At 43.6% G+C, this 14,099-nt stretch carries 9 protein-coding genes; 5 read left to right on the top strand and 4 right to left on the bottom strand.

All coding sequences use genetic code 11. From position 1 onward, the window contains the following. Positions 1-41: 41 nt before the first annotated feature. The 5 genes from BCU94_RS00045 to BCU94_RS00025 all read left to right on the top strand — a co-directional run bounded on the left by BCU94_RS00045 (position 42) and on the right by BCU94_RS00025 (position 6,806). Positions 42-3,110, top strand: a complete 3,069-nt coding sequence (locus tag BCU94_RS00045; protein ID WP_102475312.1) for an efflux RND transporter permease subunit — start codon at positions 42-44, stop codon at positions 3,108-3,110. Positions 3,111-3,362: 252 nt separating this feature from the next. After that, positions 3,363-3,719, top strand: a complete 357-nt coding sequence (folX, locus tag BCU94_RS00040) for a dihydroneopterin triphosphate 2'-epimerase (RefSeq protein WP_076539769.1) — start codon at positions 3,363-3,365, stop codon at positions 3,717-3,719. Between the two features lie 41 nt (positions 3,720-3,760). Next, positions 3,761-4,405: a GTP cyclohydrolase I FolE gene (gene folE, locus BCU94_RS00035; RefSeq protein WP_102438485.1), complete on the top strand. Its 645-nt coding sequence runs from the start codon at positions 3,761-3,763 to the stop codon at positions 4,403-4,405. Between the two features lie 156 nt (positions 4,406-4,561). Further along, the gene (gene folM, locus BCU94_RS00030) at positions 4,562-5,287 is read left to right on the top strand and encodes a dihydromonapterin reductase (protein WP_102438483.1); all 726 of its coding nucleotides are present in this window, start codon (positions 4,562-4,564) and stop codon (positions 5,285-5,287) included. A 226-nt stretch (positions 5,288-5,513) separates the two neighbouring features. Then, positions 5,514-6,806, top strand: a complete 1,293-nt coding sequence (locus tag BCU94_RS00025; RefSeq protein WP_102438582.1) for an aminotransferase class I/II-fold pyridoxal phosphate-dependent enzyme — start codon at positions 5,514-5,516, stop codon at positions 6,804-6,806. Between the two features lie 98 nt (positions 6,807-6,904). Here the strand turns inward: BCU94_RS00025 and BCU94_RS00020 are convergent, their stop codons facing one another. From BCU94_RS00020 to BCU94_RS00005, 4 genes are all read right to left on the bottom strand, one after another. Next, entirely contained in the window at positions 6,905-7,747 is an 843-nt protein-coding gene (locus BCU94_RS00020; RefSeq protein WP_241900968.1) for a 5-formyltetrahydrofolate cyclo-ligase, read from the bottom strand. A gap of 113 nt (positions 7,748-7,860) precedes the next feature. Further along, positions 7,861-9,753 (bottom strand): hypothetical protein, encoded by a 1,893-nt coding sequence (locus BCU94_RS00015; protein WP_102475311.1) that lies wholly within the window; start codon positions 9,751-9,753, stop codon positions 7,861-7,863. Between the two features lie 69 nt (positions 9,754-9,822). Beyond that, a complete protein-coding gene (locus tag BCU94_RS00010; RefSeq protein ID WP_102475310.1) occupies positions 9,823-12,288 on the bottom strand; it encodes a hypothetical protein in 2,466 nt (821 codons plus the stop codon). Between the two features lie 60 nt (positions 12,289-12,348). Beyond that, on the bottom strand, positions 12,349-13,803 hold the full coding sequence (locus BCU94_RS00005) for a glycerophosphodiester phosphodiesterase family protein (RefSeq protein ID WP_102438477.1): 1,455 nt from the start codon (positions 13,801-13,803) through the stop codon (positions 12,349-12,351). Positions 13,804-14,099 lie beyond the last annotated feature (296 nt).

The following is a 14,099-nucleotide window of genomic DNA, read 5'->3' as shown; positions in this document are numbered from 1 at the left end:
TTACTCACAATCGTTCCAGCTAACACAAAGGAAAGTGTCATATGAATATTGCAGGCTACTTTGTCAAAAACACCGTCATTAGCTGGATGTTTACCCTGATCTTATTGATCGGCGGCTTAATGTCATTTACCGGCCTTGGCCAATTAGAAGACCCACCATTTACCATTAAAGATGCGGTAGTTGTCACCCTGTACCCAGGTGCGACCTCAACGGAAGTGGAGGAAGAAGTGACCTACCCAATCGAAAAGGCCATTCAAGAATTGCCTTATATCGATACTCTCAAGTCATTAAGCACATCGGGAATGTCACAAATTACTGTGACCATGAAAAATAACTACGGCCCTGATGAGCTACCACAAATTTGGGATGAGCTGCGCCGAAAAGTGAATGATATGTCGGCCAGTTTACCGCCAGGTGTTCAGGCTCCCATGGTCAATGATGACTTTGGTGATGTTTACGGGGTGATGCTAATGGTCAGCGGTAGCGATTACAGTTACCGCGATATTTTAGATTACGTCGATTACGTTAAACGTGAATTAGAGCTCGTGCCAGGTGTGGGTAAAGTGTCATTGGCAGGCAATCAACAAGAGCAAGTTTTCGTTGAAATGTCGCTCAACAAAGCTGCCAGTTCTAATATCGATCCATCTTTAGTGAGCAACCTGCTTAATTCGCAAAATATGGTGTCTGATGCTGGTAACATTCAGGTTGCCGGTGACAACTTAAAAATCCGTACCAGTGGTGGTTTTAAGTCTGTTAGCGAGCTAGAAGGGCTGATTATTCCAGGCACCCAAGGCGATAAGCTTATTTACTTAAAAGATGTCGCCACAGTATCGCGGGGCTTTCAAAATATTCCCACCAATCTACTGACCTTTAATCAGCACAATGCGATCAACATTGGCATCGCATTTTCAACCGGGGTGAATGTGGTTGAAGTGGGTAAAGCCATTGACGCCAAGCTTGCCAGTATTGAAAGTGTCCGCCCAGCGGGCATGATGATTGAAACCATGTATAACCAGCCTAATGAAGTAGATGCTTCAGTGGGCAGCTTTGTATGGAACTTAATTGCCGCGGTAGTGATCGTAATCGGCGTGCTACTGGTCTTTATGGGCATTAAGTCAGGTATTTTAATAGGGTTAATTTTGTTCTTAACCTGTTTAGGCACCTTCATGTTGATGCTGCAAGCAGAGATTGAGCTGCAGCGAATATCCTTAGGGGCGTTAATTATTGCCTTAGGGATGCTGGTGGATAATGCCATTGTTATTGTTGAAGGCATATTAATCGGCAGGCAGCGGGGCCAAACGACTTTAGAAGCTGCTCAAAGCATTGTAAAACAAACCATGTGGCCATTACTTGGTGCGACAGTGATTGCTATTACTGCCTTTGCGCCAATCGGTTTATCACCTGATGCTACCGGTGAATTTGCGGGCTCTTTATTCTGGGTATTACTGTTTTCACTGTTTTTATCTTGGATTACTGCCATTACCATCACACCATTTTTTGCGCAGTTATTTTTTGGAAAAGATGCTGAAAAAGTGGAAGGTGAGCTTAAAGATCCCTACGGTGGTGCCTTTTTTGTGTTTTACAAAGTATTACTCGATTGGTGTATGAAGCATCGCTGGGTGAGTGTTATCGCCGTGGTGATGGCATTTTGTATTTCGATTTATGGCTTTGCTTACGTTAAGCAATCGTTTTTCCCGCCTTCTACCACGCCGATTTTCTTAGTGGATGCCTGGATGCCAGAAGGCACAGATATTCGTGAAACTCAGGGCATTGTCGAGGGCATGGAGTCCATCGCCATGGGGCTTGATAATGTTGAGTTTGTTGGCTCGAGCATAGGTAAAGGCTTTCCGCGTTTTCTACTGACTTACTCGCCAGAGAAAAACTACGCATCTTATGCGCAAATGGCTATTCGCACCGAAGATTTTGAGTCTCTTAGTGAGGTAATGACTGAATTTAGAAGGGCAGTCGAAGCTAAATACCCGCAGACGCAGTTTAAGTTTAAGCGCTTAGAAATCGGCCCTTCAACAGACGCTAAAATTGAAGCGCGTATTAGCGGTGCAGACCCTGATGTATTGCGAAGCATTGCAGCGCAAGTGATGGAGATATTCCAGGCCACACCGGCAACCGTTAACGTGCGTCATGACTGGCGTGAACGGGTGAAATACATTGCGCCTCGCTTTAATGAAACCCAAGCAAGACGTTTAGGTATCGTAAAAAGTGAAGTAGATGAAGCGATTAAGTTTTCGTTTACAGGGTTACAAATAGGGGTATACCGCGAAGGGACGACCTTATTGCCAATCATTGGCCGTTTACCAGAAGATGAGCGTATTGATATCGACTCACTTGAAAGTGTTCGTATTTGGAGCCCTGCGCTGTCTGCCTTTGTACCGCTGCAGCAAGTGGTTGATGGGTTTGAGGTTAAGTTTGAAGATCCCATTATTCAACGCCGGGATCGCAAACGTACCTTAACGGTATTTGCCGATACGGATTTTGAGTATGATATTTTACCGGCGCAATTGTTTGCCCAAATTAAGCCACAAATTGAAGCGCTAGAATTACCTGTGGGTTATGAGCTGCAGTGGGGCGGTGAGTTTGAATCATCCAATGATGCACAAGAGTCATTATTTGCCACCTTGCCACTGGGCTTTTTATTCATGTTCTTAATCACGGTATTCTTGTTTAACTCAGTGAGAAAACCATTAGTGATTTGGGCGTGTGTGCCGCTGGCCATTATTGGTATTACCTCAGGCTTATTGATTTTAGATAAACCCTTTAGCTTTATGGCGCTGCTGGGAATGTTAAGTTTATCGGGTATGCTACTTAAAAACGGTATTGTCTTGCTGGATCAAATTAACACTGAGATTAATGACGGCGTCGAAACCTTTGAAGCGGTATTTAACTCAACCGTTAGCCGTGTTAGACCCGTTTGTATGGCTGCTATCACCACCATTTTAGGGGTGCTACCGCTATTGACCGATGCCTTCTTTGAGTCATTAGCGGCGGTAGTGATGTTTGGTCTTGGGGTTGCAACCATATTGACATTAATCATAGTGCCGGTGTTTTACCTTATTTTCTTCAAGGTAAGTTATAGAAATTATAAAGAGTTTTAGTAAGCCAACTAGCTTGAAGTTAATCCTGTGGTAGTTGATTTTCTTTAAGCTGACTAATTAAGGTAAGTTAACTAAGCTATCAAGCACGTAAACTCGCATAATGGTTTGTTTATCGCTATAAATAGGAGAGTCAGCAGAGTTTACGTTGGCTCTTTTTTTATTTGATCTTTACTAGATGTATTCACGTATTGCGCATTGGTATACAAAAACAGTATCCAAAAACGCGTATTCAAAATGAGGCTTTCTATGTCAATTAGCCAAGCAATTATTAAAGTTACTAATTTACGTTTACGTACTTTCATCGGCTTTAACCCTGATGAACGAGAAAAGCAGCAAGATGTTGTTATTAATATTGAAATTCAGTACCCAGCCGATAAGTCTTTTCAAACTGATGATGTCGCTGATGCGCTGAACTACAAGATAATCACCAAGAAAGTGATCCAACATGTTGAAGAAGGTCGATTTTTATTACTGGAAAAATTAGTTGCTGATGTGCTGGCAATTTGCAGTGAGCATCCTTCCATTACCATGTCGCGGGTGACAATCGACAAACCACACGCATTACGTTTTGCCGACTCTGTTTCATTATCATTAGAGCAGCGAAAATAAAGTGAGTTTTAATTTGGCACGAGTTGCCATAAGGAAAACACATGATTTCTGAAGAAGCACGTAAAGTACAGCAAGTACTGATTGAGCGAGGTCTTGAAACCCCAGTCGTTGAAAATGATATGACTAACGAGCAAAAAGTGGCTCGCATTCAAGGATTGATGACAGAAGTTATCTCTACCCTTGGACTTGATTTAACCGATGACAGCTTATGTGAAACCCCTCATCGAATCGCCAAAATGTATGTTAATGAAATCTTCTCTGGGCTTGATTACAACCACTTCCCTAAAGTCACCCAAATTGACAATAAAATGGGCGTAGATGAAATGGTTAAAGTCAGTGATATTAGCGTGGTTAGTACCTGTGAACATCACTTTATTACCATCGATGGTGTTGCCAATGTTGCTTATGTGCCGGGGCGCAAAATTATTGGTTTATCTAAAATTAACCGCATAGTGAAATTTTTTGCCCAGCGACCTCAAGTACAAGAGCGACTCACCCAGCAAGTGCTGGTGGCACTGCAAACCTTGCTTGAAACCGACGATGTTGCCATTAGTATCAATGCCACCCATTACTGCGTTAAATCCCGAGGCATTATGGATACTCAATCCTATACCAAAACCTCCGCACTAGGCGGCTGCTTTAAAGCTAACCCTGCCTCAAGAGCTGAATTCTTTGCTAACAGCTAATCGGCTTTAGCTTGAATCATACTTTAAAGGTCATTAATTTCGAGTCAATGAGGCTATTATTAATTGCTTATGATTAATTGCAATGATAAACGACTGCATTAATGACCTTTTCTAACACTTCTTATTTTCAATAAAAATCATCATAAGAGAACTGCAATGAAGCAAACTATTTTCATTACTGGCGTCGGCAAACGTATTGGTTACGCCTTAGCAAAGGACTTTCTCGCTAAAGGCATGAAGGTCATCGGCACCTTTAGAACCCATTACCCCTCTATTGATGAATTAGCTGAATTAGGTGCCGACCTTTATCAATGTGATTTGTGCATTCCTGCTGAAATAGACGATATGTTAGCGCGCATTAATGACACCCATGACGAGCTTCATTGCATCATTCATAATGCATCTGACTGGCATAACGATAAAACCAAGCCGGGCATGACCTCAGCCGATATCATGAACCGAATGATGAATATTCACGTCAGTGCGCCTTATCAAATAAACTTGGCTCTGGCCGACAAATTAATCGCTTCAGCAAGTGGCAATATTGGCAGTGCTAATATTATTCATATTACCGATTACGTGGCAGAAAAAGGCAGTAAAAAGCATATTGCCTATGCGGCCAGTAAAGCGGCAATGCACAATTTAACCCTGTCATTTGCGAGTAAACTTGCGCCTATGGTGAAAGTCAATTCCATTGCCCCTGCGATGATTTTGTTTAATGAAGGCGACGATGAGGCCTACAAAGCAAAAGCGCTAGCCAAAGCCATACTGCCTAAAGAGGCGGGTAACCCTGAGATCATTGAATTAGTTGATTACCTGACAAGCAGTCAATACGTCACTGGTCGCAGTTTTGCGGTGGATGGTGGCCGTCACTTAGCCTAACTGTGTTTGCTATTGAGTTTATATAGGGGAGCTACGGCTCCCTTTTTAATGGCTGAATATTTTAAATAGACATCTAGACGTCTTATTGTTAGTGTGGAGTACCACTGGTTTTTGGTTGTTTTTTATCCGGCTATTAATTCGAAAGTTTATCCGGCAAACAACTTTTTGGTAGATGGCCCAATTTGAATATCTTAAGGTAAAGGAAGGCATTATGACGGCAGAAAACATGAAACTGGAATCACTGGCATTACATTATGGCTACGAGTCGGAAGCGACCACCAAGGCCGCAGCAGTGCCGATTTACCAAACCACGTCTTACACCTTTGATGATACCCAGCATGGTGCCGATTTATTCGATTTAAAAGTGGCTGGTAACATCTATACCCGCATCATGAACCCAACCACTAACGTGCTTGAGCAGCGCTTAGCCGCCATCGAAGGCGGCATTGGTGCCTTAGCGGTGGCATCAGGTATGGCGGCCATCACCTATGCGATACAGGCGCTCACCCAAGTAGGCGATAATATTGTTAGCACTAGCCAGTTATATGGCGGTACTTATAACTTATTCGCCCATACATTGCCCCGCCAAGGGGTTGATGTACGCATGGCGGCCTATGATGACTTTGACGGCTTAGATGCGCTAATTGATGATAAAACCAAAGCGCTGTTTTGTGAGTCCATCGGCAATCCAGCGGGTAACGTGGTCGATTTACAACGCTTGGCCGACATTGCCCATAAACATGGGGTGCCGTTAATTGTCGATAATACTGTGGCAACGCCCGTGCTTTGCCGCGCTTTTGATCATGGTGCAGATATTGTGATCCACTCACTGACCAAATACATTGGCGGCCATGGCACCACTATTGGCGGGGTGATCATTGATTCAGGTAAATTTGATTGGGTCGCCAATAAAGACCGCTTTGCGATTTTAAATCAACCCGATCCGTCTTATCACGGCGTGGTGTACACCGAAGCCTTTGGCCCCGCTGCCTATATTGGCCGCTGCCGGGTCGTGCCCCTAAGAAACACCGGCGCAGCTTTATCACCCCAAAGTGCGTTCTTATTACTCCAAGGGCTTGAAACTTTAAGTCTGCGCATGGAACGCCATTGCAGTAATGCCCTAGCGTTAGCCGAGTATTTACAGCAACACCCTAATGTAAGCTGGGTAAACTACGCTGCATTAGCTGATAGCCCATTTAACGCGACATGTAAAAAAATCACCGGCGGTAAAGCCTCAGGCATTATCAGTTTTGGTATAAAAGCAGCCGATGCACAGGCGGGTAAAGTGGCTGGTGGTAAATTTATTGATGCGCTGCAAATGGTGCTGCGATTAGTGAATATTGGCGATGCAAAGTCACTGGCTTGTCACCCTGCCAGTACCACCCATCGTCAGTTAGACAGCGCAGAATTAGCTAAAGCTGGGGTATCAGAAGATTTAGTACGTATTTCGGTGGGCATTGAGCACATCGATGACATTATTGCCGATATCAGCCAAGCGTTAGATAAAGCGGTGAGTTAACGCCAGTGTTTTAATGAGTTCTCAGCCTAATATTAAGCCCATCATGATATTGTCGTGATGGGCTTTTTTTGCATGTTAATTGCTGACATATTAATGGTTTATATACAGGATATGCGCCTTGTAGGGGTGATAATTATTGGTAGCGGCACATCCCAATATTCTACTGGGAGTTGGCTCACTTGCTGGCAGTCGTGGGCAAAGCCCACTGCTAATGGTTTCCCATCAATCACTTGGCACAAAGTGCGATCGTAATAGCCACCGCCCATGCCCATGCGATTGCCCTTGTCATCAAACGCAACCAGTGGAGTGACAATCATATCCAGTTTGTTTACTGGGATAATATCTTGCACCGACAACGCAGGCTCAGCGATACCATATTGATTGAATACCATTTTTGATTCGGCATGGTAATGCAAAAACAACAAGTTACCTTTGCTAAATGGGTGAATGCGAGGTAAGTAGGTTTTTACCCCGATGTGCCAAAGGGCTTCTATTAATTTTTGTGTTGCCAGTTCACCGTCATGGCTGATGTACAGAGCCACTGTTTGGGCATTTTTTTGCTGTATTTCTGCCAGCATATGGCGACAGGCAATTAACGAAAGCTGGTGCTGTTCTGCTTGGGTATAACTTTTACGTTCTTGACGAATATGCCGGCGAATAAAGTCACGGTTCATGCCTTGGCTATCAAATAAGGCGTAACGTTCTTGATCGCTCAATTCAAAACCTTGGTCTTGATGGCTCAGGTTATCAATATCAAGATGTTGATTATCATCTGCCACAATACTCAGGGTTTGATGCGCACCAATATGGTGTTTATTGCTTTGCGTTATGGTATTTGCAGACTTATTGATAGAAGAGAAATAAGTAATATTGATAGTTGGAGTGCGAGCTGGTGAAGGTTCGACCGAAATGGCATTGGTCATTAAGCGGGTCATACTCATTATTGGCGGTACTCCATACTTGCCATGTCTATTAAGGTTAGAGTACTGCGTTCGAGGGTATTTTAAAAGGGCGACTGGCTAAAATATCCCCCAGCCAGTCGCTTTATGGATAGTTATTTGTCCAGCTTTAAAGATTTAAGCAATACGGCGCAGTCGTATTCAGATACTGCGGTTTTGGCCTTTATCCAGAATCGTCTGCGGGTGGTGATAATCCCTGTTGCAACCGCTAATACTGCTATCTCAATATAAATAAACGGCATATATTGAATAGCCGGATCCAGTGCAGCGCCTAAGTATCGCGAGTATTTCGAATAGTGCTCTGGTATAAATTGCACTTGAGAGCTTACGGTTTCTAAGCCGAATTGGAGCGCTGCGACGCCAGCTACAGCAGCCAAACCTGCCAGTATTTTGAAGTACCACTTTTTAGGCCCAAAAAAGCCCGCAAAAACCAAATATAAACTCAGCAGTAACCCGCCACCCACTAACATGTTGGTGGGGAGCAAAGGGTAATGGCTAAGGGTGAAAAGGATAGCAACAAGGTTCAGTAAAAAGTACGATACTACATAGCCAGAAAGTACAGTTAACCCTAGCCGTTTGGGCTGACTAATTTGCTTCCAATACAGTTTAGGAATAGCGACATATAATCCCCAAAACCATGCAAGGACGATAGGGTAGTTTGACCAAGTGGGGAGTCCATAAAGACCGAATCTCGCTAACAGTAAATCAATAAAAAATTGATAATGACTTAGCAGCCCCGAGCGATACTCAGCATCATAAACCATTTCAGGTGCTAGCATGGCAAAACACATAGCTACCATAGCTAAAATTAGTCCCCAATTGACAACGCCTTTGACCAACTGCCATGCAAAACCCTGATTGTTATCTTTTTTAAGTTGAGATACCAAGCTTTGGTAGTTGCTGATGACCGCCTCTTTGATATCTTTTGATACCCAGTTTTCAGTCAGTAAGGCAATTTTTGTTTTGGTTTCATGGGCTTCAATAATATTTTTAATGGCCGGAATCGCTAAGGCTTTCTTATCATCGTCTTTGTCTCCGGCGGCTAACTTTTTGGCATTTTTCCACACTGCTGGGTCATATACGCCACCGGCATTGTGAGTCACATTGTTGGTACCTGCAAAGCACAGGGTGGTATCGGTGTTATCTATGGTCGCGGTATATTGTAGGGTCGGTAGGTTGGCAGTAAAACCATAGATGAACGTACAGCCATTTAGGGCTTCAGTAACGTCAATTTCATTCACGTCACTGATGTTGTTAATAATATTAAAGCCCGCATTGGTAACGTAATCTGTTATCCACTGGTGATAATCGGGGCTGTTGATAAACCATTTAGTTGATCGTTTTGCATCGCCATCAATTGTGTAGCTGTAATATAAATATCCGCCGCCATCACAAGTTTTACAGGTGACTTGACCTGAGCCATTACAGGTGTAACAGGTTTTTGTCCCGCTGCCATAACATGATGAACACGACTCTGTGGTGTAAACGGTGCGGTTATTGTGATCTTGCCTAGTCACATGATGACGGCCGCTGCCGCTACAAGATGTACATGATGTTGAGCCATTGCCATTACACGATGAGCATGAACATTTGCCGCGGCCATTACAGATATGGCAAATATCTTCACCCACATAACTATCAGGTGCTGAACCTAGATTGGTATCTTTAATGATAAAGTTTTTGGCGACATCAGCGGTTAAGATTTTTTTAAAGGTCTCATTAAAAAATCCATTTTGACCACTGACATACTCTTTGGCTTTATTGTGGGCACAATCACACGCTTGCGATGAGCTTCCTGACTGTATGCCTGATGGACAATAGCCACCATGTTCGTGTTTGGTTACCCCAATTTCAATTGTCCAACCAAAATGAAATTTAACATTGGTGGTTTTGGCGCTTTCATCACTTAATACCACAGGGACATTTACCCCCGTTAGCTCTTTACCGTTTGAGCGGATAAAATCTTGAAATTGTTCTAATTTACTCACGTAATATGTCCTGTTAATCAATGCGTGAAAGACTAAAAATTATGTTATCAGTTAACCTTAACTATGCTGTTAAAGCTTAATGTTGAAAGTGGTCTCATCATTTTTGAGGTAGACCCACTGCCGCACCGAGTTATGGCCTGGAGCGCTGACTTTAATGTCGTAACCACCGGCAGGCAGTTTCATTCCCGCTTGGTATTTGGGCTTTATATTCATCACTGCCACCTTGGCATTGTTAACATTGGTTTTAATGGTTAAAGGTAAAAGCGGCGCATGTGCTTGCGCTGACTGCGATGGTTTTTTTGTGACAGTTAATGGCGACATAATCGCTTGATCAAAGCGGTGAATTGGCTCACTGATGGCATCAAATCCCTGGGTGATAAACAGGCTTTGATCAATGGCTGTGCCAATTGGTTGCACCATAGGCTGAGTGACCAATAGCCACTTAAGCGCATAAGAAATGCTGGCAGAGTCATTTTTTTTCATTTGCTCAAAAAAGTAGTGCAGCGCTGAGCCATTAGCGGTGTAATGATTACCGCCTAGCGACAGTGGCACCACAAAAATAGCCACTAATATCCCCGCTGAAATAGCCGGTTTTATATAGGGTTTTGTAGGGCGGGCCTCGGCGTTTGAGGCGCGCTTTGCTTGTACTAACTCAAATGCTTTCATGGGTAGCTTTAACACGGTTAGCAACACCAACGCCAAGCTAATTGACATGGAAATAGGCGGAATAATCGTTGCTCTTAGGGCTGACTTACCGCTTGATTCAAATGCGCCGCCGTCAGCAAACTCAGCTTGCTGAGCTTCAAGTACATTAAGATACTCGGTGGTTTTGCGCTGAATATTAGGCTCAATGATGCGCTGCTTAAACTCACGATTATTCCAATCAGCAAGGGTTGGGTTCACATACAGCTCTGCCATTTTAGCTGCTATGCGGCGCTGAATATCGCCCTGTTGCTGAAACTGCTGCCAGCTTAAATTAGGCGGCATATCATTGCCTTGCTTCTTCATGGCTGCACGCCATTTGGCATCCGCTTGTTGGCGCACTTTTTTACTGACAGCATTATCAAAACTCACTCTGTCAGCCATAACCCAAGAGCTTGGTAACATTAGGCCTTTTTGTTTTAATCTGGCGTTGACTTTAGCACTGGTTATTTCATGGTGCCTGAACTCATGTATGCTTGATATCCCTAATGGATAACCGCCAGATTCTTTGACAAAATCTGGCTCCATTTTTACCATCAGCACGCTTTTGTAATGATTTACATCGTTAGTGAATATCATTCTATGATCTTTAAAACCGGCATCGCCGCCCATAGCAGCATCAACGGCTTGCATTGCGGTAAATAGGCCTAAGGTCATTACCCCGCTAATAATTGAATTACCGACATTTTCCGAGGTCGAAATCTCTTCTCGCTTTAGCCAATCATCAGGGGGAATATAGCCAATACCGTATTTGGCGATTTCTTGGTCATAACCGGTTTGTAAACGCTCGAAACAGCGATCGCGACTGCTGCCTTTTTTCATGTCGGCGCATTTATTACGACGCTCAAAATAGTCATACACCTTTGGGGCGATTTGTTGGGCACGGGACTCCACGCGGGCTTCGTAAGCATCAGTCCCTTTTTGGTATTTTTCCCAACCTTGTTTAACTTGGTTTTGGGTGTCTAGCCAATATTCATTGGAACGCTCTGGCGAGCTGGCCAGTGCTTGGTTGTAATCATTAGAACCTTGAGCGTACTCTTTATAGCTATCTTGTAGGCGCAGGCGAAAACTATCGTAGTCGCTATAGTGCAGATCGAAATTCGACATGGCGCGGTCACGGACAAATTTTTCCATGATGGCCCGTTTTTGCTGTTCTAAATCATCGACCAGCTTATCATCGGCATACACAAGGCCGCCAAATACAGACAGAAAGGTTTTTTCGGTGGCGTTATGTTCACTATCGGGATCGTAATGGATCCCTTCAAATTGAATAGATTTTTCAATAAGCGCGCTGCGTAGAACCTGTGATAAGTAAGCTTGTTGGCGCTCCTGTGGGCTTGATGTATCAATAATAAAATGATCCACTAACCACTTTTGACCAAAGAAAACTGTTGGCCACACTATCAGTGCAATCAGTGCAAAATACCCCAATGCCCGCGACACTTTGGCAACGCGGCGGCCCTTTAGTAATAAGTCTGCTAGCAGCAGCGTCACCCCTATACCACTGATGGTGCGACCAAATAACTCAATGGCGTGCAATTCATCTTCGCTGGCATTACGGCCACCGGCGACATCGGTTAAGGCGGCATTAAAAACGGCTTCAGGAAATAAATACACCACTGAGCAAATGAACATCAGTAGCATCCACCAAAAGGGTTTGCCCATTTGGGTTATTTGCGCTTCACGTTGCTGCTGATGCTTGGCTTTAGCCTGCGCTGAATGCTGCTTTGATTTAACCTTATTTAACGCTTGCTCAGCCGCTTGCATTTTTTGTTGTGTCGGGGCGCTATTGAGTAGATCGGTAGCAAAGGGGCTATGATTGTTATTGGTCATTGTTATTAATCATTGTTGTTATCGGTCTAGTTCTAGTTCTAGTTCTCGTTTCAGTTTTAGTTATTTAGCATTGCTGCTTGGCAAGGTTAAGATGATGCTGTCACCTGTATGGGTATCAATTTTTTCATCGGTGATAGTGGGAAAACCATGCTCCAATAACGGCGTAGGCGTGCTGGCTGGCACCACTTTAGCTTTCGCGCTATAGATGGATTTAAGGCCGGAGGTTAATGATAAATAGTAACCTTCATGCTGGTAGCCGAGCATTTCTTTAAAGCGATCAAAGTCAGCATCTACTGGCAGTGAGACAATGTATTGACCTAAATCTGTCACTGCTTGATAGCGCTGCGCTGGCACGGCGGCATTAAACAACTGCTGACAGATCTTGTAAGGCGTGGCATCGACAATGACACCATCAGGCAGATTATTTTTACTCAGTTTGAGCAACTGTGACTGATGATAATCCGTGCCATTAAGTGAATAGCTATACACTTTCATTCCTAGTCGCTGAGCGCGTTGTTTTACCCCAGAGTTTTGCATGTAGCTGCGAATATCAAGGTGGATCCCTGAGTTGTAACCCAGTTTTGCTCTTAGCTTTTTGAGTGCATCAGTGCTGGTGTGATCTTGATAACGGGAGCGATATCGTTTGGTACCATAATTGCTAGCGCGCTCAATATTAGTGTGATTTTCTAGATAGTAAGCATCGTTACTTGCGCCTTTGCGTAAGTCGCTGCGCAAGATATCAATGCTGGTAGGGTGACCACCTTGGACAAAGCCCAAGTAAACAATAGGGTTTATGCCTCGCAATTTCACTAAGGTATCTTGCTCAGACGATGAGAAGTAATAGCCTTCGTGGCCGACGTACTTTCTGAGCATATTATCTAGCTCAAGCAATTTTTGGCCATTGGCTTTTGACTTTATTTCTACATTTAATTTTTGATTTGGCAGTCGCTGGGCGGCGAATATTTTAAAGGACTCTTTAGCGGTGATCGGCCGCTCATTGAGTAGATTGTTATTATGCTTGTCCCGCAGTTTTAGCCGTTTAAACTCTTTAAGGTTCATGCGTTCCAGTTTGAAACGCTCACCGGTGTAATGCACAGTGGCGCGGCCAGTTTGGCTGTCATGGTGATTTACCCAAGTGCCATCGCCCAGCAACATGACATCAATTTCAACACTGTTGAAGTTATCGTTAAGTGCGGCAGAAATTGCATTGTAACTGCTTTCAGGCTGGCGAAAATCACCACGATGGGCTGAAATATCAATTTGGCATTGCGCTTTTGATAGCATCTTAATATTGCCGTTACTGGCAAGATATAAATTACGATCGCCTAAGGCCAATTGAGTATCGACAATATCTTTGCCGTGAGTTGCAGCATCATAGGGCAAGTGGCTCAGTTTTTTAGGGGTGACATGCACAGTTTTCACTGGCTCTGGAGTCGATTTACAAGCTGAAAGAATGAAAAATGAGCTAAAAAGAATAGAATAAAGTAGTAGGGTACTTAACTGGCGGCTTGGCATAACTCATTATATAAATTGGCTAATTTTGCTATTTTATACCGTAATCTAAAGGTTAAGACAATAATAACCATAACTTTAACAAGTGTGTCAGCCCCAAAGAAGTTTTTGATTCACTTTACTGAGGCTTTAGTTGGTTTTGATACATTTTTTGTAGGAGCGTTAGGGCCTGTTTGGCGAATGATTGACAACCCATTATAAGTTTTAGCCATAAAAAACACCGTGAAGATGTTGTTTAAAAATGAGTGACTTTGCCAAAATATCGAGCTTGTGATTGAGAAGGGCTTGGATGGTTAAGG

Source organism: Shewanella sp. 10N.286.52.C2 (assembly GCF_002874545.1).
In the GTDB taxonomy this organism is placed as follows: domain Bacteria; phylum Pseudomonadota; class Gammaproteobacteria; order Enterobacterales; family Shewanellaceae; genus Shewanella.
Note: the sequence above shows the minus strand (reverse complement) of the source record. Positions and strands in the feature narration are given on the sequence as shown.